This window comes from Anaerostipes butyraticus, from assembly GCF_016586355.1.
Taxonomy (GTDB): domain Bacteria; phylum Bacillota; class Clostridia; order Lachnospirales; family Lachnospiraceae; genus Anaerostipes; species Anaerostipes butyraticus.
Genome location: NZ_BLYI01000027.1, coordinates 17300 through 39941, shown reverse-complemented (window position 1 = coordinate 39941; position 22642 = coordinate 17300). Strand labels below are relative to the sequence as shown.

General features: G+C 44.5%; 18 protein-coding genes and 1 pseudogene. All 19 read left to right on the top strand.

The genetic code is table 11. The features are described 5' to 3' along the window. The first annotated feature begins 13 nt into the window (after positions 1–13). The 19 genes and pseudogenes from JMF81_RS05565 to JMF81_RS05475 all read left to right on the top strand — a co-directional run bounded on the left by JMF81_RS05565 (position 14) and on the right by JMF81_RS05475 (position 22642). Positions 14–1225: a MalY/PatB family protein gene (locus JMF81_RS05565; RefSeq protein ID WP_330611479.1), complete on the top strand. Its 1212-nt coding sequence runs from the start codon at positions 14–16 to the stop codon at positions 1223–1225. Positions 1226–1320: 95 nt separating this feature from the next. Then, positions 1321–2865, top strand: a complete 1545-nt coding sequence (locus JMF81_RS05560) for a nitrite/sulfite reductase (protein WP_201310461.1) — start codon at positions 1321–1323, stop codon at positions 2863–2865. An 83-nt stretch (positions 2866–2948) separates the two neighbouring features. Further along, a complete protein-coding gene (locus tag JMF81_RS05555) occupies positions 2949–3596 on the top strand; it encodes a precorrin-2 dehydrogenase/sirohydrochlorin ferrochelatase family protein (RefSeq protein ID WP_201310460.1) in 648 nt (215 codons plus the stop codon). Further along, positions 3575–4546, top strand: a complete 972-nt coding sequence (gene hemB / locus JMF81_RS05550; RefSeq protein ID WP_201310459.1) for a porphobilinogen synthase — start codon at positions 3575–3577, stop codon at positions 4544–4546. Before JMF81_RS05555 ends, hemB begins: the two co-directional genes overlap by 22 nt. Next, complete coding sequence (gene hemL, locus JMF81_RS05545; RefSeq protein ID WP_201310458.1) at positions 4547–5827, top strand: glutamate-1-semialdehyde 2,1-aminomutase; 1281 nt, start codon at positions 4547–4549, stop codon at positions 5825–5827. After that, on the top strand, positions 5809–7056 hold the full coding sequence (gene hemA / locus JMF81_RS05540; protein ID WP_201310457.1) for a glutamyl-tRNA reductase: 1248 nt from the start codon (positions 5809–5811) through the stop codon (positions 7054–7056). Before hemL ends, hemA begins: the two co-directional genes overlap by 19 nt. Beyond that, positions 7053–9422: a hydroxymethylbilane synthase gene (hemC, locus tag JMF81_RS05535; RefSeq protein WP_201310456.1), complete on the top strand. Its 2370-nt coding sequence runs from the start codon at positions 7053–7055 to the stop codon at positions 9420–9422. The genes hemA and hemC overlap by 4 nt, the downstream gene beginning before the upstream one ends. Continuing rightward, on the top strand, positions 9400–10287 hold the full coding sequence (locus JMF81_RS05530) for a MurR/RpiR family transcriptional regulator (RefSeq protein ID WP_201310455.1): 888 nt from the start codon (positions 9400–9402) through the stop codon (positions 10285–10287). The genes hemC and JMF81_RS05530 overlap by 23 nt, the downstream gene beginning before the upstream one ends. Before the next feature lie 285 nt (positions 10288–10572). Then, complete coding sequence (locus tag JMF81_RS05525) at positions 10573–12453, top strand: beta-glucoside-specific PTS transporter subunit IIABC (RefSeq protein ID WP_201310454.1); 1881 nt, start codon at positions 10573–10575, stop codon at positions 12451–12453. A gap of 12 nt (positions 12454–12465) precedes the next feature. After that, positions 12466–13869, top strand: a complete 1404-nt coding sequence (locus JMF81_RS05520; RefSeq protein WP_201310453.1) for a glycoside hydrolase family 1 protein — start codon at positions 12466–12468, stop codon at positions 13867–13869. 167 nt (positions 13870–14036) lie between these two features. Further along, positions 14037–14591, top strand: a complete 555-nt coding sequence (locus JMF81_RS05515; protein WP_201310452.1) for a flavin reductase family protein — start codon at positions 14037–14039, stop codon at positions 14589–14591. Between the two features lie 55 nt (positions 14592–14646). After that, positions 14647–15804 (top strand): annotated as a pseudogene (locus JMF81_RS05510) (iron-containing alcohol dehydrogenase). Between the two features lie 115 nt (positions 15805–15919). After that, on the top strand, positions 15920–16555 hold the full coding sequence (locus JMF81_RS05505) for a TetR/AcrR family transcriptional regulator (protein ID WP_201310451.1): 636 nt from the start codon (positions 15920–15922) through the stop codon (positions 16553–16555). A gap of 122 nt (positions 16556–16677) precedes the next feature. Next, the gene (locus JMF81_RS05500; protein ID WP_201310450.1) at positions 16678–17346 is read left to right on the top strand and encodes a TetR/AcrR family transcriptional regulator; all 669 of its coding nucleotides are present in this window, start codon (positions 16678–16680) and stop codon (positions 17344–17346) included. Positions 17347–17414: 68 nt separating this feature from the next. Further along, positions 17415–18113: an ABC transporter ATP-binding protein gene (locus JMF81_RS05495; RefSeq protein WP_201310449.1), complete on the top strand. Its 699-nt coding sequence runs from the start codon at positions 17415–17417 to the stop codon at positions 18111–18113. A 13-nt stretch (positions 18114–18126) separates the two neighbouring features. Continuing rightward, complete coding sequence (locus tag JMF81_RS05490) at positions 18127–20355, top strand: ABC transporter permease (protein ID WP_201310448.1); 2229 nt, start codon at positions 18127–18129, stop codon at positions 20353–20355. Between the two features lie 123 nt (positions 20356–20478). Then, a complete protein-coding gene (locus JMF81_RS05485) occupies positions 20479–21183 on the top strand; it encodes a gamma-glutamyl-gamma-aminobutyrate hydrolase family protein (RefSeq protein WP_201310447.1) in 705 nt (234 codons plus the stop codon). A 43-nt stretch (positions 21184–21226) separates the two neighbouring features. Beyond that, positions 21227–21913 (top strand): putative ABC transporter permease, encoded by a 687-nt coding sequence (locus JMF81_RS05480; RefSeq protein WP_201310446.1) that lies wholly within the window; start codon positions 21227–21229, stop codon positions 21911–21913. 171 nt (positions 21914–22084) lie between these two features. Beyond that, the gene (locus JMF81_RS05475; protein WP_201310445.1) at positions 22085–22642 is read left to right on the top strand and encodes a VanZ family protein; all 558 of its coding nucleotides are present in this window, start codon (positions 22085–22087) and stop codon (positions 22640–22642) included.

Genomic DNA, 22642 nt, shown 5'->3' with positions numbered 1-22642 from the left:
TGGAAAGGAAAATATGATGAAATATGATTTTACATCCATTATGGAACGGAAGGGTATGGATGCCATTGCTGTGGATAATGTAGGAAAGCATATGTGGGGAAATGAACCGCAGCCGCCGGAAGATGGATTTGATTTTGTGCCAATGTGGGTTGCTGATATGAATTTCCCGACCTGCCCGGCAGTGACGGAGGCGATTATCAAGAGGGCGAAACATCCGGCCTTTGGCTATTTTACTCCCCGTGAGGAATATTTTGACGCCACGATCCGGTGGCAGGAAGAACACCACAAGGCAGCGGGACTTACCAAAGAAGCCATAGGCTATGAAAACGGGGTCCATGGCTGTGTGACCAGTGCGGTGCAGGTGCTGTCGCAGCCGGGAGACTGTATTTTGCTGCATCGTCCTTTTTATCTTGGTTTTTCAGAGGATATTGAGACCATAGGCAGGAAATCCATCTACAGTGATCTGAAGAAAGATGAAGACGGCATTTACCGGATGGATTTTGAGGATATGGATGCTAAAATTAAGAAATACAGAATTCATCTGGTGATTTTCTGTTCTCCGCACAATCCGACCGGCCGTGTCTGGGAGCGGTGGGAACTGGAAAAGGCCATGGAGATTTTTGAGAAAAATAAATGTTATGTGATCAGCGATGAGATATGGGCGGATCTGACTTTTTCAGGACATCAGCATATACCAACCCAGATGGTCAATGAATGGGCAAGACAGCATACCATAGCAGCGTACGCACCGAGCAAGACCTTTAATTTAGCAGGCATGATCGGAAGCTACCATATTATCTATAATCCGTACCTCAGGGACAGAATCCGGACTTATGGAGAGAATACTCATTATAACAGCCAGAATGTTCTTTCCATGCATGCGCAGATTGGGGCCTACAGTCCTCAGGGGTATGAATGGGTGGAAGAACTCCGGCAGGTGCTGGAGAAAAACTGCCGGTATGCCTGTGAGTTTATCAATCAGGAAATTTATGGCGTTGATGTAACCATGCCGCAGGGGACTTATATGATTTTTCTGGACTGCACGGAATACTGCAGAGAAACCGGGAAAACGCTGGATGATGTCATAAATGCCGGATGGGATGTAGGAATCGGATGGCAGGATGGACGGCATTTTGGAGGGAACTGTCATATTCGAATGAATCTGGCGCTTCCATTGTCACAGATTGAAAAAGTTTGTATGCTGATGAGTGAGCATGTTTTTTAAAAACTTTGTTATCTGGGAATTGGAAAACTGACAGGCCGGACAAGGTATGTTATAATGTGTCTGAGGTATAACATTTCTTTTTAAGGAGAATAAGAATGGAAAAAATCAAAAATGAAGTATGGAAAAAAGATTTTGGTGAGTTTAAAGAAAAAACAGATCAGTTTTATGCAGGAGAGCTGGATAAGGCTTCCTATAAAGGCTTTTCCGGACGGTTTGGAAGCTATGCGCAGAAAGACGGAAAGGCAAGCATGCTTCGTCTGCGAATGGCCGGAGGACGCCTGACAAAGGATAAGATGAAGTTTATTGCTGACAGCATTGAAAAATATAAAGTAAATAAAGTGCATTTTACCACGTGTCAGACGATCCAGCTTCATAACCTGCGCCCGGAGGCCATCTATGGCATTATGGAAGGCGCTCTGGATCATGATATTGTGACCATGGGAGGCGGAGGAGATTTCCCAAGAAATGTAATGGTATCTCCGCTTTCAGGAGTTGAGAAGGGAGAGTATTTTGATGTTCTTCCGTATGCGGAGGCAGCCGGAGAATATCTGATGACATTTATCCCGAAGAAAATGATGCCAAGAAAACTGAAAGTTTGTTTTTCAAACAGTCCGGCAAACAGGACGCACGCAACATTCCGGGATCTGGGATTCGTTGCCCGTCCGGACGGATTGTTTGATGTGTACAGCGCAGGAGGTCTGGGAAATAATCCAAGATTTGGAGTAAAAGTTGCCGAAGCAGTGGAGCCATCTAAGATTTTGTATTATATCTGCGCTATGAGAGAGACTTTTATTGCATATGGAAATTATGAACAGAGGGGAAAAGCAAGAACAAGATATATGCAGGAAACCCTGGGAGAAGAAGGATATAAGAAAGCGTACCTGGAGAAACTGGATGAAGTTTTTGCGTCAGGAGAGAATCTGGATCTGGATATTACGGCAGAAGAAGTGAAAAAGCAGGGAGATGGATCTGAAGTAGAGGATCCTCGTGTGATCGCTCAGAAACAGGAAGGTCTTTATGCTGTGACATATCATCCAATTGGAGGATGCCCTGCTCCGGAAAAGCTGGGTGAGATTTATCATGTGATTCAGGATATGGAAGACGTGGAAGCAAGGGTTGCTCCGGATGAGACGATGTACATTATCAATCTTACAGGATCAGAGGCGAAGAAAGTTCTGGAAGCAACCAGTGACGGAGCCAGAACATTATTTGAAACATCTGTTTCCTGTATCGGAGCCTCTATCTGTCAGGTGGGAATTCGTGATTCTCAGGCGCTGCTTCATAAATGTGTGGAGGCAGTCAGAGAGGCAGGCATCAAAGACGGAGCCCTGCCGCAGATTCATATTTCCGGATGTCCGTCTTCCTGCGGAACTCATCAGACAGGAGAGATCGGATTCCATGGATGCGTAAAGGTAGTGGACAAAGTCCCTCATCCGGCTTTTACCCTTCATTTGAATGGATGCGATCTTCAGGGGAAAGAACGAATGGGAGAGAAAGTCGGTGTTCTCCTGGAAGAGGATATTCCGAAGTTCTTTGTAAAACTTGGAAAGATCGTAGAAGATTCCGGAATGGACTATAAAGAGTGGAGTCAGAAATATCCGGATGAAATAGAAAAAGCAGCAGAAGAATTTATCAAATAAGAGATGGAAACAGCAGCACTATAAACGTCCGTGAAACCGGCGTTTATAGTGTTTTTCCGTCCAAAGACAGGGAGGAAAGACATATGGCGTATTTTCCGCTGTTTCTTCAGCTGGAGAAGCAGCAATGCCTGGTGGCAGGCGGCGGCAGAGTAGCATTGAGAAAGATCAGAGCATTAAGGGAGTTTGGCGGCGAAGTAGAAGTTGTAAGCCCTGAGATCATACAGCCGATTCTTCAAATGCCGGATGTAATCTGCAGATGCCGTGCCTTTCAGATCTCAGATCTGGAGGGCAAAACTCTGGTCATTGCGGCAACTGATGAGAAAGAAGAAAACCACAGAATCAGCATGGCCTGCCGGGAAAAAGGAATTCTGGTAAATGCGGTGGATCAGACAGAAGACTGCAGTTTTATTTTTCCGGCGTACATAAAACAGGGAGATGCGGTGGCAGCCTTTTCCAGCGGGGGAAACAGCCCTGTGGCGGCACAGTATATGAAACGTCAGATGGAACCGGTGCTGACAAAGCATCTGGGGGAACTGACAAAATGCCTGGGGGACATCCGGGCGGCTGTAAAAGAACAGATAGATGTCAGAGACCGAAAACATCTGTATGAAGAAATCCTGCGGATCGGGCTGGAAGAAGAGCCAATGCCGGGGGAAGAAGAGATACAGCAGTTAATTGAAACATACAGCAGAAAATCGAGGAAAGAGATATGGACAGAACAAGAAGACTGAGAATGAATGAAGCCATAAGAGATTTGGTAAGGGAACAGCATGTACGGATTGATGAGCTTATCTATCCAATGTTTGTAATAGAAGGAGAGAATATATGCAGTCCGGTGGATTCCATGCCGGGAATTTGTCAGTATTCCACAGATCGTATGTGGGAAGAACTGGAACGGGTCCGGGAAGCCGGGATTCCGGGAATCCTGATTTTTGGAATCCCGGATCATAAAGATGAGGTGGGAAGCGGCGCCTATGATGAAAATGGAATCATCCAGAAGGCAGTCCGCCTGATCAAGAAGAAGTATCCGGATCTTCTGGTGATTTCGGATGTATGTCTCTGCGAGTATACTTCTCACGGACACTGCGGACTGGTAAAAGACGGGGTAATCCTAAACGATGAGACACTGCCTCTTCTGGCAAAGACAGCCGTCAGCTATGCCAGGGCCGGTGCCGATATCATAGCGCCAAGTGATATGATGGATCTGAGAGTCGCGGCAATCCGGGATGCTCTGGATGAAAATGGATTTTCCCAGATACCGATCATGGCGTACAGCGCCAAATTTGCGTCTGCCTATTACGGACCGTTCCGTGACGCGGCACATTCCGCGCCGGGATTTGGAGACCGTAAAACGTATCAGATGGATCCTGCCAATGGAAGAGAGGCGCTGCGGGAAGTGGAAGAAGATATTCTGGAAGGAGCTGACATGATCATTGCCAAACCGGCGCTTGCCTACATGGATATCATAAAAGAAATTTCACAAAACTATAATATACCGATCGCTGCTTATAATGTCAGTGGAGAATATTCCATGGTAAAAGCAGCGGCAGCCAACGGATGGATCGATGAGAAAAAGATCGTTATGGAAAATCTAACCGGATTAAAGAGAGCCGGAGCCAAGATGATCATTACGTATCATGCGCTGGACGCGGCAAAATGGATCAGAGAAGAGGAGAAGTAGATGGAGACAAAATCAAAAGAATTGTTTGAACGCGCAAAAAAACATATTCCGGGAGGCGTCAACAGTCCGGTCAGGGCTTTCCAGGCGGTTGGCAGGACCCCGCGGTTTATGAAAGCTGCAAAAGGAAGCCGGATCTGGGATGAGGATGAAAATGAATTCATTGATTATGTCTGTTCCTGGGGACCGGGAATTCTTGGACACGCTGATCCAAGAGTCATTAAAAAGGTAAAAGAAGCCTGTGATCTGGGTCTTACATACGGCGCGCCGACACAGAAAGAAGTAGAGCTTGCGGAACTGATCGCGGAGCTGGTTCCATCCATGGAAGTCAGCCGTCTTGTAAGTTCCGGGACAGAAGCCGTGATGAGCGCCGTTCGGGCGGCCAGAGGATATACGGGAAAAGATAAGATTATAAAATTCAGGGGATGCTATCATGGCCATTCCGACGGGCTGCTGGTAAAGGCGGGATCCGGAGCACTGACCACATCAGTGCCGGACAGCGCCGGAGTACCGGCGGATTATACAAAAAATACACTGGTGGCGGAATTTAACGACAGGGATTCGGTCGAAGCCTTATTCCAGTCGAATCCGGGAGAAATTGCCGCGGTGATTGTAGAGCCGGTGGCCGCCAATATGGGAGTAGTCCTGCCGGAAGAAGGATTCCTGGAGTTCTTGCGGGATATCACAAAAAATAATGATTCTCTTCTGATTTTTGATGAGGTAATCACGGGATTTCGTCTGGCACTGGGCGGCGCCCAGGAATATTTTCATGTCACCCCTGATCTTACGACTCTTGGAAAGATCGTTGGAGGGGGCATGCCAATCGGAGCCTATGGAGGGAAAAGGGAGATCATGCAGATGATTTCTCCGGATGGCCCGGTATATCAGGCAGGAACCTTATCAGGAAACCCGATCGCAACAACAGCCGGAATTGAGACGCTGAAGATCCTGAAGGAAGATCCGGATATCTACAAACGTCTGGAAGCCAGGGGAGAAAAAATGGCACAGGCGGTCAGAGACGCGGCGGGAGAACGTGTCCGAGTCAATCAGATTGGCTCCCTGCTGAGTGTTTTCTTTACAAAAAATGAAGTCAGAGACTACGAAAGTGCCGCGTCATCCGACCTGGAACTGTATGCGGAATACTTCGGATATCTGCTGGATCACGGCATTTATACGGCTCCGTCTCAGTTTGAAGCCATGTTCCTGTCAGATGTTCATACGGAAGAAGACATCGAAACAACCTGCCAGATTATGAGAGATGCGTTATGCAGTTTGCGTTTTTAGGAATCAGTTATCAGAATACGGAGCTTGAAGTACGGGAAAAAGCAGCATTTACGGATCAGAAGAAGATGGACTTTTTTCACGAGGCGGAACAGGCGGGAATCCGGCAGTGTATGATTTTGTCCACCTGTAACCGGAGTGAGGTTTTTTATTTCTGGAAAGAAGAGAAACAGAAAAAGCAGATCCTTAAGATTTATAAGAGTATGTTCCCAGAGGTGGAATTAGAGGATTATATCCGGCAGGATCAGGGAAAAGAAGCGGTATTGTATCTGTTTCGCGTGGCAGCAGGTCTCGAATCCATGGTTGCGGGGGAAGACCAGATTCTCGGACAGGTAAAACACGCTCAGGAATTTTCCAGAATGATGGGAGCCTGTGGGAAAGAGCTGGATAAAGTAGTCCGGGATGCGGTTACCTGTGCAAAGAAGATAAAAAGTGAATTAAAGATCAGCGAAAGGCCGCTGTCAGTGGGATATATCGGAATTCAGAAATTAAATGAAGCCTGTCCCATTGAAGGGAAAAAGGTTCTGGTCATCGGAAGCGGAAATACTGCGGCTCTTGCTTTGAAATATCTTCGGGAATACAAGGCAGGGGAAATCCTTGTGTGCAGCCGTACATATGCCCATGCGGGAAAACTGCAGGAGCAGATGAAAGATCTGGCAGTCGTGCCATATCAGGAACGGTATCAGATTATGAGAGAATGCGGCATCGTAGTATCAGCCACTTCCGCTCCGCATCTGGTCGTAAAAAGCAGTGAGTTCTGGCCGGAGAAACCGGTGGCATTTTTAGATCTTGCGGCGCCAAGGGACATTGACCCGGTTTATGATACCTGTCCGGACGCCGTTTTGATTCATCTGGATACGCTGCGGGAAATATCCAGACACAATCAGGAAGAACGAATGCGGCTTTTAAAAGACAGTGAACAGTGGATTGCGGAAGCGGGAAATGAAACCATGCACTGGCTTCAGATCAGCCGGATGGATCCGACGATCCGCTCTCTTCAGGAGCGGTGCCGGGAGATCGCGCAGGACAGCTATGAATATCTTTCCAGAAAAATGGATTTAAGCGACAGGGAAAAACGACTGCTTCAAAAAGTACTGAACGCTTCCCTTCAAAGACTGATCAAAGAGCCTGTCCAGCAGCTAAAACATCTGGAAAATCAAAAAGAGCAGGATGCATACAGGAAGATCGTGCATCAATTGTTTCAGTTTGAGGCAGAGGAGAAAAACGTATGATTTATAAAATTGGATCCAGGGGATCAAAACTGGCACTTGCCCAGACAGAGTCTGTGTGCCGGGAATTAAAAAAACGATATCCGGAACACACATTTGAAATTGTGATTGTTAAGACCAAAGGCGATAAGGTACAGGACAAACCCCTGGACCAGGTAGGCGGAAAAGGCATTTTTGTCAAGGAAATTGAGGAAATGATCTTATCCGATGAAATTCAGATGGGTGTTCACAGTATGAAAGATATGCCTGCTCGTCCGGCAGAAGGGCTGATCTTTTCCAAAGTATGGAAACGAGAGGATCCAAGAGACGTCCTGATCTTAAGAGAAAAGAAGAGGCTGCAGGAGCTTCGCCATGGTGCGGTGATCGGAACCGGAAGCAAAAGAAGGGCATTTCAGCTGAAGAAACTCCGGCCGGACCTGCAGGTTGTCGGAATCAGAGGAAATGTAGATACGAGACTCCGCAAGATGGAGGAGCAGAAACTGGACGGCATTGTTCTGGCAGCGGCAGGGCTGCACCGGCTTGGAATGGGAGACCGGATTTCCCAGTATTTTTCAGAAGAAGAGATGATTCCGGCGCCGGCTCAGGGAGTTCTTGCCCTGGAACTTCGGAAAAATAATGAAGAACTTCGAAAGATGCTGGACGCATGTGCGGATGAAGAAAGTCAGAAAGAAGCATCATCAGAAAGGCAGTTTCTGGAAGCCATGGGCGGAGGATGCCATGTTCCTGTGGGAGCCTCCTGTGTGAAACAGAAAGACGGAACCTATCGGTTTTATGGAATGTTCGGCACAGAAGATGGCAGCAGGATTGTATATGAATCTGCGGCGGGAAGCGACCCCGGGACACTGGCAGAAAGTACGGCCGCAGCTATCAGGAGAAAAATGGCAGGCACTGTATTTCTGACAGGAGCCGGTCCGGGAGATCCCGATCTGATCACCGTAAAAGGAAGGAAAATCCTTCATCAGGCAGATTGTGTGATTTATGACCGGCTGGCAGATCCCGGCCTTTTGAGCTATGTAAAAAAGGACTGCGAAAAGATTTATGTGGGAAAAGAGAACCGTCACCATGTGATGGAACAGGAAGAAATCAACCGGCTTCTGGCGCAGAAAGCCATGGAACATAAAGTTGTAGTAAGATTAAAAGGCGGTGATCCTTTTGTATTTGGAAGAGGCGGCGAAGAAGCGATGTTTCTTAAAAAGCTGGGAATTCCAGCGCAGATCATCCCAGGCATCAGTTCTTGTATCGCCGGTCCTGCTTATGCGGGAATTCCTGTGACGCACAGAGGTACTTCCGGGGGATTTCATGTGGTGACAGCGCATGACCGGAACAATAAACTGGCGGACATTGATTTCGAAGGAATGGCTCGTTCGGGAGAAACATGTATTTTTCTGATGGGATTTTCAAAAATCGGAGAAATTGTTCAAAAACTTCAGGAAGCCGGAATGTCCCCTCATATGCCGGCGGCGGTAATATCAAGAGCGGCATCTGTGAACCAGAAGACATGCATTGGAACACTGGAAACCATAGAGGAACGGGTCCGGAAAAATCGGATGGAACCACCGGCTGTGATCGTGGCAGGAAAAACTGTAGAACTATCCGCTTTCATTGGAACGGTCAGACAGCAAAAGCCATATCTGGTTACAAAAATCGGAACAAAACCATCTCGTTTGTCGGAACTTCTTCGTGGAAGAGGAGTTTCAGTTACGGAAATCCAGACCGGCAGCATTGTAATGACAGAACAAAAATTTACAAAAGACATGCTGCAAAAAGCATCGTGGCTTATCTTTACCAGCAGAAACGGTGTAAAAGGATTTATGAAAAATCTGCAGGATTCTGATCTGGATGTCAGATGTCTTCATCATACAAAAATAGCGGCAATTGGGCAGAAGACAGCACATTGGCTGAAAAAATACGGACTTTTGGCAGATCTTGTGCCCCAAATATATGACAGCGGACATCTTGCCCAGTGTCTGAAGCAGAAAGCCGGAAAGCAGGATCTGGTATGCCATATTAAAGGGAAGGAAGGCACTTCTGTTCTTCGGGATACGCTGGCGCCGCTGTGTAAGTATCATGAAATAGAAGTTTATGAGAATCAGCCGGTAAAGATAGAAAAACCAGGATCACCAGATCAGTATGCCGGAACGGTATTTACCTGCGCGTCTTCTGTCAGGCGTTTTTTTGGATCCATGGAAGCAAAAACAGCAGAAAAGTGGAAACGGGAAATGCGATGCTTTAGTATTGGAACTGGAACCACATCGGCGCTTCAACAGATTGGTGCGGCGAAGATCTGTGAGGCTTTGCAGGCGGATTATGAGTCTCTTGCCGCTGTGATAGGAAAGGACGTGGAAGATGTATCTGTTTCAGAAGATTGAAGAGATGATGATGCGCTATGAAGACGCAAGGAAAACCATAGGAGACTTTGTCCTGAAAGAACAAAAAGATCTTCATAAATATACGATAGGAGAAATCGCAGAAAAGACCTATACTTCAAAATCCACAGTGACTCGATTTGCCAAGACTTTGGGCTACAGCGGCTGGAAAGCTTTTATGAAAGACTTTGTTGCGGAACAAAGATATCAGATGGAGAACCAGGGAAATGCAGACGCTAATTTTCCTTTTGAGAAGGGAGATTCAACGGAGGTGATCATGCGCAGGATTAAACAGGTACAGATTGAGAGCATAGAAGATACTTATAATCTTATGGAGCCTGCCATGGTGGACTTGGCAGTAAAACATCTTCTGAATGCACGGCACATCGTTATATTTGGCCTGAGTCCCAATATTTATCTGGGGGAATTATTTCGAAGGAAAATGGTAACGATTGGAAAGCAGGTTGATATTGCAGGTCTTGGCGAGACAGGGATCATATCCAGGACGCTGACGGAACAGGACTGTGCTATCGTGATTTCCTATTCCGGGAATAATGAATACGCAGAACCGGCAATCCACATTAAAACGATGTTAAGCAATCATGTTCCGGTCATTGGAATCACCAGCGGGGGAGATAATTATATCCGCAAAAGTTTAAACTGTGTGCTTACTATGTCATCCAGAGAACGCCTCTATACAAAAATTTCCAACTTTGCCACGGAGGAGTCGATTATTTACATATTGAATGTATTGTTCTCCTGCTATTTTGCTGAGGATTATGAGAACAATAAGGTATTTAAGATCAAAAATTCAAAAATGCTGGAATATGACAGAAATGCGATCCTCAAAGAAATGCAGGATTTATAGTGCCTTTTGTATAGGAAATGAAATTTTAAAAGAGAAAGCCTTCAGAAGATTTATTTTTTCTTCTGAAGGCTTTTCTTATGGAAAGTTTCATGTTTTTTCACGATTTTTATGGATTCTGGCAGCCTTTATGAAACTAAGTTTTGTGTTTATGTTTTATATTGAAATCATAAATTCACGGTGCTACACTTCAGACATAGAAACAAATAGAACTCCTTGAACATGGTACCAGTAAAGCAGATCTGCAGTTTAAGGAAATGCACTTTCAAAAAGTTTGGGAGGAGAAAAATGAGCAAAGAATATGAATCCCTGGCAAAGTCCATCGTAGAGTTTGTTGGCGGAAAAGAAAATGTGAACGATGTGTATCATTGTCAGACAAGACTCCGTTTTAAATTGGCAGATGAAGGGAAAGCAGATCCGAAAAAACTGGAAGACCTGGATGGCGTCACGAAAGTTCTGATCAATGCAGGTGTGTTTCAGGTTGTGATCGGAACCCATGTTGCCGATGTTTTTGAGGAAATTGAGAAATTTGCGGATATCAAAAAAGCATCAGGAGGAGAAGAGCCGGAAGAGGAGAAAAAGAATTTTTTAGAGGCTCTGATTGACTTTATCGCAGGATCATTCCAGCCGATCATTCCGGCATTATCCGGAGCGGGTATGGTCAAAGCTGTACTGGCTCTCTTAATGGTCTTTGGTGTGATCACTGCAGAGTCTCAGACTTATTATCTGCTGAACATGTTTGCAGACGGCGTGTTCTATTTCCTGCCGATTCTGCTGGCAGTAACAGAAGCCCAGAAACTGAAATGCAATCCTGTTCTGGCAGCCGGTGTTGCGGCGATGCTGCTGCATCCGAACTGGTCAGCTCTTGTAGAAGCCGGAGATCCTGTACGGTTTTTTGGAGTGATACCGTTTACTCTGGCAACCTATACATCCAGTGTAATTCCAATTGTACTGATTGTATTTGTACAGTCTTATGTTGAAAAATGGCTGAATAAGCATGTACCGAAATCTGTAAACCTGGTTTTTGTACCGATGCTGACCTTCCTTATTATGGGAACACTTGCATTCTCTGTATTGGGGCCGATCGGTGCCATTGTGGGTGATTATCTGGCAGATTTCTTTAACTTTCTAAGCACAAATGCAAGCTGGGCTCCTGCATTGATCATCGGAGGATTCCTGCCGATTATGGTTATGTTTGGCATTCATAACGGAGTTGCGCCTCTGGGTGTACTGCAGATGTCTAATCTGGGATATGACAGCATCTTTGGTCCTGGATGCGTCTGCTCTAATATGGCACAGGCAACAGCTGCGCTGGTCGTGGCTCTGCGCACCAAAGATAAGAAGACAAAACAGACGGCTGCATCTGGTTCTATCACAGCCTATATGGGAATTACAGAGCCGGCTTTATATGGAATTAACCTTCCGAAGAAATATCCGCTGATTTCAGCTATGATTGGCGGAGGTCTTGGGGGATTGTATGCGGGAATCACCCATACTCATCGTTTTGCTACAGGTTCTTCCGGGCTTCCGGCAGTACTGCTTTATATCGGCGACAATACCATGTCATTCTTTATCAATATCATTATAGCGATCGTAATTAGTATTGTGGCAACAGCTGTCATTACTTATGTACTCAGCCTTCGGTTTGAAAAGGCAGAAACGACAGAGGGAAAAGAAGGAACAGCAGCAAAAATCCCGGCAGCAGGAGAGGGCGGGACGACCATCTGCAAAGTGCCGGTAAAAGGCAGAATCAAGCCGATTGATCAGGCGGATGACGAAGCATTTGCGGCAAAAGCAATGGGGGATGGACTGGCTATCGATCCGGAAGACACTACAGTTACGGCACCGTTTGACGGTACAATCGCGGCCCTGTTCCCGACAAAACATGCTATCGGGCTGGTATCTGAAAACGGTGCGGAAGTTCTGATCCACATCGGAATTGATACAGTAGATTTAAACGGACAGTATTTTATGGCATTTGTCAATCAGGGAGATACGGTCAGAGCCGGCCAGAAACTGGTGGAATTTGATCAGAAGAAGATTCAGGAAGCCGGATATTCCACACAGACGATGTTTGTGGTAAGCAATACGCCGGACTGTAAGGAAATTAAACCGCTGAAGACCGGTGCAGCTCAGGCCGGAGAAGATATGTTAGAGATCGTGATGTAAAGGAGAAAGGTTATGTTTTATAAAGAGTTAAAAAAATTCCCGGAACATTTTTTATGGGGCGCATCCACTTCCGCATATCAGGTGGAGGGAGCGTATAACGAAGACGGCAAAGGTATGTCTGTGCAGGACGTGCATGAACCGCCGGAAGGAATTACAGATTTTAAAATTGCCAGTGACCACTACCATCATATGAAAGAAGATGTAAAACTGATGGCGGAACTGGGACTGAAGGCCTATCGGTTTTCCATCGCATGGACAAGAATCCTTCCCAATGGAGCAGGTGAGGTGAACGAAAAAGGCGTAAAATTCTATAACGATCTGATCAATGAACTGATTTCTCATGGAATTGAGCCGGTTGTCACTATGTATCATTTTGATCTTCCATACGAACTTCATAAACAAGGCGGATGGTGTAATCGAAAGACCATTGATGCTTTTGTACAGTATGCGAAAATACTGTTTGAAAACTATGGAGACCGGGTTAAATACTGGCTGACCATCAATGAGCAGAATGTTATGATCAATCATCCAAACGCCATGAACCCGGGAAGGCTTCCAACAAAGAAGGAGCTCTATCAGCAGTGCCACAACATGTTTGTGGCTGCGGCAAAGGCGACAATTCTTTGCCATGAAATGTGTCCGGGTGGAAAAATCGGACCGGCGCCAAATATTACAGCAATTTATCCGGCAACATGCAGTCCGGAAGATGTGATTGCAGCCGATAACTGGGAAAGCATCCGATGCTGGCTGTATCTGGATGTGGCTGTTTATGGAAGATATAATTCTCTTGTGTGGGCGTATCTGGAAGAAAAGGGATATACTCCGGTTATTGAAGACGGAGATATGGAGATTATCGCGAAGGCGAAACCAGATTATCTGGGAGTGAATTATTACGCTACAGCAACCGTCAGCGCAGCCAGAAATGATGGAACTGACTGTCAGCCGAGAAACGGAGATCAGCAGGTTATGATTGGAGAAGAAGGCGTATACAGAGCTGCGAAAAATGATCATCTGGAGATTACAGATTTTGGGTGGATGGTAGATTCCATCGGTATGCGGGTTACCTTGCGCCGGGTTTATGACCGCTATCACCTGCCAATCCTGATTACCGAAAACGGGCTGGGAGCAAAAGATGAATTGGGAGAGGATGGAAAAATCCACGATGATTACCGTATTGACTATCTAAAGCGTCATTTCCATCAGGCACAGCTTGCCGTTACAGATGGAGTTGACCTGATCGGATACTGTCCTTGGGCTTTTATCGATCTGGTAAGCACTCACCAGGGATATGGAAAACGTTACGGATTTGTCTACGTCAACCGGGGAGAAGATGATTTGAAAGATATGCGGAGAATCTGCAAAGACAGTTATTACTGGTACAAAGAAGTAATCAAACGCAATGGAATAGAAGAATAACAGAAAAGAAACTCCGGGCGGGCTGCAAAACAGCATTTGCCCGGAGCTCTTTTAAATTGTCAGAACAGACAGGTAAAAAATTTTTAAATATATATTGACACGATGTCAAAATAGTGATACATTACAAGTGTTGACACGATGTCAAAATAGAAAGGAAGGTAATGATCATGAAGAAAAATATTGGTTCAGCATTGGCTTTATATCCAACTCCTGTTGTAGTAGTAGGCGCCATGACAGGTGATAAACCTACATGGACGCTTGTGGCGCATGTAGGCATTATCGGACATGACAGAATTCTGGTTAGTTTAGCTTCTGCTCATTATATCAACCAGTTTATTAAGAAGAATAACAAACTGACAGTTAACCTTGTAAATGAGGATATGCTTCCGGAGGCAGATTACACAGGTTCCGTCAGTGGTGAAAAAACAGATAAATCTCAGATATTTGAATACGAGATGGGAGAATCCGGCGCGCCTGTGATTAACAAGGCGCCTCTTACAATGGAATGTTCTGTGGCAGATGTTTACAACACCGAAGGGTTTGAAAGCTTTATCTGCACGATCGATCATACTTATGTGGAAGAAGAGCATTTGAACGAAGATAATAAGATCAACTATCAGACATTGAAACCTGTACTGTTTGAATTTCCGACCTATGAATATCTGAAGACAGGGGAAGTGATTGGAAAATGCCTGTCTTTCAAAAATGACTTACAGAAATAACAGCAGCCGAAACAAAATCCATCATAAAAATGATAGAAAAAGGAGAAAATGGTAAATGAAAAATTTTGAATTTTTTGTTCCTGCAGATATTTTATTTGGCAGGAATCAGGAAGACAATCTGCCTGAAAGACTGAAAGGTTACGGGAAGAAAATTTTAATGACATACGGCGGAGGCAGCATTAAGCGCAGCGGCTTATATGATAAACTGCTGGGGCTGCTGAAGGATTTTGAAATCTTTGAGCTGAGCGGCATTGAGCCGAATCCCAGAGTCAGCACTGTAAATAAGGGAGTGGAAATCTGCAGAAAAGAAGGAATCGATATGATTCTGGCAGTTGGCGGCGGAAGCACCATTGACTGCTCAAAGGCAATCGCAGCAGGCGCCTACTATGACGGGGATGCCTGGGATCTGGTAACAGGAAAAGCGCCGATTGAAAATGCACTTCCTCTGGCAGTGGTATTGACGCTGGCGGCTACCGGAAGTGAAATGGATTGTGCAGCGGTTATTTCAAATGAAGAGACAGAAGAGAAACTTTTGATGGGACACCCGCTTCTTCTTCCGAAAGTATCTGTTCTGAATCCTGAAAACACATTTTCTGTACCGGCATATCAGACGGCATCCGGAGCTGCTGATATGATGTCACATATCCTTGAGAGTTATTTTGATTAGGAAGAGGCGTTTGTACCGGATGCGATCAGTGAAGGTCTGCTTCGTGCAGTAATCAAATATGCGCCGATCGCCCTGAAAGATCCGGAAAATTATGAAGCCAGAGCCCAGCTTATGTGGACCAGTTCTCTTGCATTGAACGGACTGGTAACGACAGGCAAGAACTTTATGTGGAGCTGCCATTACATCGAGCACGAGCTGAGCGCGCATTATGACATTACACATGGAGCAGGGCTTGCCATGCTGACACCGAAATGGATGCGTTATGTTCTTTCTGATGAGACGGTAGACAAATTCTATACTTATGCGGTAAACGTATGGGGAGTAACGCCGGCAGAAGATAAATTTGCCGTGGCAAATGCTGGAATTGACGCTACAGAGGAGTTCTTTAAGTCCATTGGTCTGCCAGTGACGCCGGGTGAATTCAAAATTGATGATTCCAGATTTGAAGAAATGGCAGCAAAGGCTGTGGAAGTGGGACGTCTTGACGGGGCGTATGTTCCGCTGAATGAAAAAGATGTTGTGGAAATTCTGAAAATGTGTATGTAATATATTTTAATGAGAAGCAGCTATTGCGGCTGCTTCTTCTTTCATTAATTGACACAATGTCAGGAAATCGGTATAATAAATTTCAATCAATCTGAAAATAAGGAGCGTGCCAGCTATGCCAAAAGGATCCCCGGAACTGACACGGGCGAGAAAAGAAGAAATTATCAATGCCTGTGCAGAACTTTATGAAACTATGAATTTTAAAGATGTTACCCTGAAAGAGATTGGAAAGAAAACCTCATTTTCCCGTACTTTGATCTATTATTATTTTCATACAAAGGAAGAAATTTTTCTTGCGCTGCTCCAAAGGGAATATGAAGCCTGGATTCAGGATCTGAATTCTATACAGCAAAGCCATCAGAAGATGTCAGTGGAACAGTTCGCTGATGAACTGGCCCGTTCTCTGGAACGGCGCGACCGGCTGCTGAAACTGATGTCTATGAATCATTATGATATGGAGAGCAACAGCAGGATGGAAAATCTTGTTGCATTCAAAACGGTGTATGGAAAATCAATGAGAACAGTAGCAGGATGTCTGAAAAAGTTTTTTCCGCAAATGACACCAGATGACAGACAAGGGTTTATTTATGCCTTTTTCCCTTTCTTATTTGGAGTGTACCCTTATACGGTTGTGACAGACAAGCAGAAAGAAGCGATGGAGCAGGCTCATGCAAATTATGTGTTCCTTTCCATCCATGAAATCATAGAATCAATTACAGTAAAATTACTGCATGGATTTATTCCGAAATAGGTGAAAAAACAAAGCCTCTGCCCAATAATGATAAAATAAATCAATAGGGAAATTGACACAGAGTCGGATTTGCTGTAGAATAAATAACAACGTTATTTAAAACTGCAATGGAGATGAAAGAGATGTCAAGAAAGACAGGCAATGTGCCGGAAGAAACAAGAGCAGCACTGATTAAAGCTGCCACAGAAGAGTTTGCTGAATATGGATTTGAGAAATCTTCTCTGCGCCGGATCTGTTCCAGAGCAGAGGTGACTACGGGTGCGCTTTACTCTTCTTTTGCGAACAAAAATGATCTGTTTGAGAGCGTGGTTGCGCCGGTAATGGAGCAGATCTTTCATGTAATCGAAACGCATTTTAAGGGAGAGAGAGCGTCAACCGGACGGGAACTTCTGGATGCCCAGGGTGAGAAGAATGATATTCAGGCTGTGATGGAGATTCTTCACTATTATTTTCGGCATCAGGATGTCTGTTCAATTTTATTTCATCACAGAGAGCATCCGGCGGTCAGCAGATTTTTTGACGATTTGATCGAACTGCTGGATGAGCAGGGAAAACATCTTGCGAAATTGTTAGGAGCAGGAGAACAGGAGAATCCGGAAGAAGCTTTTTCGGAAGATATGATTCACTGGTTTTCTCATCTGCAGATGGATATGATTTTTTATCTGATTGAACATGAAATGGAAGAAAAGCAGGCGGAGATTCAGGTAAGAAACATGGTTCGTTTTCTGAGAGGAGGACTCTATGCTCTGGTACAGGATGGAAATTCGTTAAAAATATATCATCAAAAATGATAAAAAGGGACCGAAAGGTCCTTTTTAAATAACAATCAAATAACAATGTTATTTAAAAGGAGGGAACAATGTATATTAAAATCACGGATATTTCAAAAAGTTACGGAACGAAGGAAAATAGAAATCAGGTTCTTTCTCGTGTTTCCATGGAACTGGAAGAAGGAAAGATTTGTGTGATCCTGGGAGCTTCTGGTTCCGGGAAATCCACACTGCTTCATTTGATCGGCGCCCTGGAGACCGCTGACAGTGGACAAATCCAGATTGGCGGACAGGAGATCACAAAAATGCCGGAAGAGAAGCTTTCTGATTACCGAAGGGATTTCCTTGGTTTTGTTTTCCAGTTTTATAATCTGGTGCAGGATCTCACTGTACAGGAGAATATAGAAGTATGCCGTTATCTGACAGAGGATTCGCTGGATCTGGAAGAATTACTCAGGGTTCTGGGGTTATCAAAACATAGAGATAAATTTCCGGCTCAGCTGTCTGGAGGTCAGCAGCAGAGGTGTTCCCTGGCCCGGGCGCTGGTAAAGAATCCAAAACTTCTGCTGTGCGATGAGCCGACCGGAGCATTGGATTCCAAAACAGCAGGGGAACTTCTGATATTGCTGGAACAGATCAATCAACAGTACAAAACGACCATTTTTATAGTAACGCATAATGAGGAAATCCGGAAAATGGCACATAAGATTATTTATTTGAAAGATGGGATGATATCAAAGACAGAAACATGTGAACATCCGGCTTCAGCGGCTTCGCTGTGTTTATAGAGGAGGGATTATCATGGGCAAGATCTTTTGGAAACGCACGTTCCGGGAATTAAAGAAAAACTTTCTCCGGTACTTTGCACTTTGGATGCTGGTGATTCTGTCAATGTTTCTCGTTGTAGGAATCGTAAGTTCTGCACAGAGCACGATTCAAACGATAAATCAGACAGCAGAAGAGGACCATCTGGAAGATGGTGAATTTACACTGGCTGTGCCTCTGGGGAAAGAAGCCATTCAAAACATTGAGAAAATGGGCGTTACAGTGGAGGCTGTGTTTTCTTTGGATCTGAAACAGAAAGACAATTCTGTAATACGGGTTATGAAGAATCGTAGATCTATCAATAAAATTCATATTTCCCAGGGAAGGGAGGCGAAACAAGAAGATGAAATTGCAGTGGAGCGGATTTATGCGGCGGCTCATCATCTGAATCCGGGAGATACAATAACACTGGCAGATAAGACTTTTACAATCTGCGGAATTGGAACTACAGGAGATTATGAATTGTGTGTGCAGAATCCATCGGATGCTGCCGCAGATGGAGATATCTTCGGCACAGCTTTCGTGACACCGGAAGCTTATGAGAATCTGAAGAAAAGCGGAGCCGTCCGGCAGAGTGAGGATCTTACCTATGCGTACCATCTGGGCAAAGATGCAGATGCGGATGAAGTGAGAGAATATTTATCCGGCCGGCTGCTTCGGTTTGAAACAGCAGAAAATAATCCGAGGATCAAACCAGCCAATGGAGATGTCCAGATCAATATCCGGGCAGGACTGGCTGCCGGAGTTATCGTTCTGATGATGCTGGCATTTGTGATTTCTGTTTTTGTCGTACATTCAATTGATAAAGAGAGTTCTGTTATTGGAACTCTGTACGCTATGGGGGTCAAGCGAAAGGAACTGCTGACCCAATATACCATGCTGCCGGTTCTTATTTGTTTCACAGGAGGTATTATCGGGACCATTCTGGGATATTCGCCGCTGGCTCTTTCCTTCCTGGGAGGAGAAACCTACAATTATTATTCCATCCCGGAAATCGAGATTTGCTGTCGTCCGGCATTGATTCTTTATGGGACAGCTGTTCCTGCGGTAACCGCTTATGCAGTCAACTGGCTGGTGATCCGGAGACGGCTGGGTGAGACGGCGCTTTCTCTGATCCGGGGCGGCATGAAAGAAAAGGTTTCATATGTTCACTTAAGAACCCGCTCTTTTGTGAGAAATTTTCAAATCCGGCGGATTCTGAGAGAAAAAAGAAGCTGTCTTGCTATCCTGGCAGGAATGCTGATTTCGCTTCTGGTTCTGGATCTGGGACTGAATTGTTATGTGCTTTGCAAGAAGATCAGGCGCAGCACCATGAAAGACACGAAATATGAATATATGTATCAGCTGAAGCAGACGCCGGATACGATTCCCAAAGGCAGTGAACCGGCATATGCAGAAACATTTTCCAAAGAAAATATGGGTTACGAACTGAATCTGACGGTCATTGGGCTTAAAAAAAACAATCCGTTTTTCCCTGCAGTAAAAAGTCATGGAAAAGATGAAATCAGTGTTTCTTCTTCTGTGGCCCAGAAATTTCACCTGGAAAAAGGCGATACACTGACATTGAAAGATAAGGCGGATGGGGAAAATCATTCTTTCACAGTTGTGGAAATTGTTTCTTATAATTCAGGTCTGACCTGTTTTATGGATATTGACGGTATGCGGGCAGTCTGCGGCCGCGGACCGGAGGACTATAATGTGCTGTATTCCGATCATTCCCTGGATTTGAAAGCCGGACAGATTTACACAATCACAGAGAAAAAAGATGTAATAAAAACCGGAGCTGTCTTTATGGATCTTATGATGCCGATGTTTTTCACTATGACAGGATGCGGAATTCTGATTTTTCTGATTGTGTTGTATCAGATGGTGAAGGTAATGATTGACCGTGCCAGCCACAGTCTTTCTCTTATGAGATTGTTTGGATACCGCGACAGAGAACTGAAACGGCTGTATTTAAACGGCTGTTTTACGGTGACGGGCGCCGGAGCCGTTTTCATGGTTCCTCTGGCAAAATGGATCATGGATCAGATGTATCCTTCTTTTGTTGCTAATATAGCCTGTGGACTGGATTTTGAGTGGGAATGGCAGTTATATTTTGCGGTATATATGGGAGTAATCATTTGTTATCTGATCATACAGGCTCTGGTTATGGGAAAATTGAAGAAAATAACGCCGGAAGAGGTACTGAAACAAAGGGAATAGACATTTTAAGTTGAATCTTACCGGTAAAATATATTATAATAAGTCAGAAAAGGCAAGAACGTTCAAATGAATTTTCTTGCCTCATTTTTGCAGCAAAGAGATTGACTGACGAGGAGGACAAGTATGAAAAGACCTGTGATCGGGGTTGTGCCCCTGATAGACGTAGAAAAAGGAAGTTACTGGATGCTTCCGGGATACATGGAGGGAATTCGTCAGGCAGGAGGACTGCCGATGATGATGCCGCTTACCGGTGACAGGAATGAGATCCGTCAGATGGCAGAGATGATGGATGGATTTTTATTTACCGGCGGCCATGATGTGTCACCGTCTGTCTATGGACAGGAAGAAAAGAAATGGTGCGGAGAATGCTGCCCGGAAAGAGATGAGATGGAAAAAGTCCTGTTTTGGGATGCGATGGAAATGGACAAGCCGATCCTTGGAATCTGCCGGGGAATTCAGCTGCTCAATGCTTTGATGGGCGGAACGCTGTATCAGGACCTTGACAAAGAGCATCCATCTGATGTGATTCATCATCAGAAGCCGCCTTACGATGTACCGTCTCATCAGGTAGAAATCATCGAAGATACTCTTCTGTATGAACTGCTGAAAGTCAGGAAGCTGGCAGTCAACAGTTATCATCATCAGGCGGTCAGGAAACTGGGGACGGGACTGTGTTCTATGGCCGTTTCGGAGGATGGATTAATCGAAGCAGTATATGTTCCTGATAAACCATTTGTATGGGGCGTGCAGTGGCATCCGGAGTTTTCATATTTATCGGATCAGCACAGCCAGGCAGTACTTCGGGAATTTACAGCATACTGTAAATAGATGGAAATAGATCACAAAAGAAAAGACTGAAAGGAATAGGCTTATGGAAAAGGCTCTGACGATCAGAAAAGAAAATACAAAAAGAGGAGCGGACGCAAACACATTTTACAAACTGTTCTGGATTTATATCATTTGCGGAACTTTAGGTTTTGTGATTGAAACGATCTGGTGCTGGATTGACTTTCGGCATTTCAGCAGCAGGACCAGTGATTTATTTTTTCCAATTAGCTGGGTTTGGGGACTGGGAGGAGTGATCCTTTATCTTGCCACGATGAAAAACCGGTGGAATCATGGCCTTTACATATTTTTAAAATGTGCGTGTCTGAGTGCGGGATTTGAATTTTTATGCGGATATCTGGGAGAATACGTACTGGAAGTAACCTTCTGGGATTATTCTGCTATGCCTCTGCATATCGGAAGATTTGTAAATCTTCCATTTTGCTTCATGTGGGGCGTATTTGGGATTATCTGGGTAAGAAAAATCTGTCCGGTCATAGATCAAAAATGTGAGAAGCCGGAAAAAACAGTGACACAATGGATTTTAAAGATATTTTTGATGTTTATTCTTTTGACTCAGCTGATTACCGGCATTGCATTGTTCCGTATGCATACAAGACAGCTGGGAAAAGAAGCAGACAGCCGCATTGATTATGTATTAGATCATTACTTCGGTGACCAGATGCTGCAAAGCTTCTTTCCGAAAATGAAAGGGATTGTGCCGGGAAAATGACGGAAAGTTTTATTTATATTGGTTTGCATAGTCTGGCGGTCATGCTTTCGGACATGGCCGTTTTTTTCTGTGGTGATTATGGACGAATTATATGCTGTTTTGGACATTTCATAGAAAGAAGAAAAAAATTCATGTATAAAGAATGTAGTTTATGAGGTAAGGAGTATAGAAATGCAGCAGCTATGTTTTATTGGTTTTATGACCCTGATCTATCTGGGAAGCAGAATTTTTTCTATTAAGAAGAAGGGAAACTGCAATCGCAAAAAAGAATGGATTCAATTTATTTTTGCTGAATTTGTTTTCGGAGTGATAGGAGTCACCTTACTCCCGATATATATAAGAATCGGTTACCATCCGACATGGGATTCTATTGATATAAACATCAGACCGTTCCATTTCATTGAGGAGTACCATTCATCGATTCAAATGGATTCGTTCTATGTTTCCATTGCAGTAAAAAATTTATTGGGAAATGTATTGCTGTTTCTGCTATTTGGATTTCTGATTCCGCTGTTAAGAGAGAAAAAAACAACGGTTTATTATATTATTCTTGTTTGTTTCTGTGTTTCTTTTTGCATTGAAATCTTCCAGACGGTGGAGAGATTTCTGGGAATCGGCTTAAGGATTGCAGATATTGATGATATTCTGCTGAACTGTCTTGGCGGGCTCACAGGGTTTGGAATTTATAAAATATGCAGTACAATATGGCATTTGAAAACTCCCCGATGA

Coding starts and splice junctions, on each gene's coding strand:
- JMF81_RS05565 (WP_330611479.1), top strand. CDS start 14: ATGATGAAATATGATTTTACATCCATTATGGAACGGAAGGGTATGGAT.
- JMF81_RS05560 (WP_201310461.1), top strand. CDS start 1,321: ATGGAAAAAATCAAAAATGAAGTATGGAAAAAAGATTTTGGTGAGTTT.
- JMF81_RS05555 (WP_201310460.1), top strand. CDS start 2,949: ATGGCGTATTTTCCGCTGTTTCTTCAGCTGGAGAAGCAGCAATGCCTG.
- hemB (WP_201310459.1), top strand. CDS start 3,575: ATGGACAGAACAAGAAGACTGAGAATGAATGAAGCCATAAGAGATTTG.
- hemL (WP_201310458.1), top strand. CDS start 4,547: ATGGAGACAAAATCAAAAGAATTGTTTGAACGCGCAAAAAAACATATT.
- hemA (WP_201310457.1), top strand. CDS start 5,809: ATGCAGTTTGCGTTTTTAGGAATCAGTTATCAGAATACGGAGCTTGAA.
- hemC (WP_201310456.1), top strand. CDS start 7,053: ATGATTTATAAAATTGGATCCAGGGGATCAAAACTGGCACTTGCCCAG.
- JMF81_RS05530 (WP_201310455.1), top strand. CDS start 9,400: ATGTATCTGTTTCAGAAGATTGAAGAGATGATGATGCGCTATGAAGAC.
- JMF81_RS05525 (WP_201310454.1), top strand. CDS start 10,573: ATGAGCAAAGAATATGAATCCCTGGCAAAGTCCATCGTAGAGTTTGTT.
- JMF81_RS05520 (WP_201310453.1), top strand. CDS start 12,466: ATGTTTTATAAAGAGTTAAAAAAATTCCCGGAACATTTTTTATGGGGC.
- JMF81_RS05515 (WP_201310452.1), top strand. CDS start 14,037: ATGAAGAAAAATATTGGTTCAGCATTGGCTTTATATCCAACTCCTGTT.
- JMF81_RS05505 (WP_201310451.1), top strand. CDS start 15,920: ATGCCAAAAGGATCCCCGGAACTGACACGGGCGAGAAAAGAAGAAATT.
- JMF81_RS05500 (WP_201310450.1), top strand. CDS start 16,678: ATGTCAAGAAAGACAGGCAATGTGCCGGAAGAAACAAGAGCAGCACTG.
- JMF81_RS05495 (WP_201310449.1), top strand. CDS start 17,415: ATGTATATTAAAATCACGGATATTTCAAAAAGTTACGGAACGAAGGAA.
- JMF81_RS05490 (WP_201310448.1), top strand. CDS start 18,127: ATGGGCAAGATCTTTTGGAAACGCACGTTCCGGGAATTAAAGAAAAAC.
- JMF81_RS05485 (WP_201310447.1), top strand. CDS start 20,479: ATGAAAAGACCTGTGATCGGGGTTGTGCCCCTGATAGACGTAGAAAAA.
- JMF81_RS05480 (WP_201310446.1), top strand. CDS start 21,227: ATGGAAAAGGCTCTGACGATCAGAAAAGAAAATACAAAAAGAGGAGCG.
- JMF81_RS05475 (WP_201310445.1), top strand. CDS start 22,085: ATGCAGCAGCTATGTTTTATTGGTTTTATGACCCTGATCTATCTGGGA.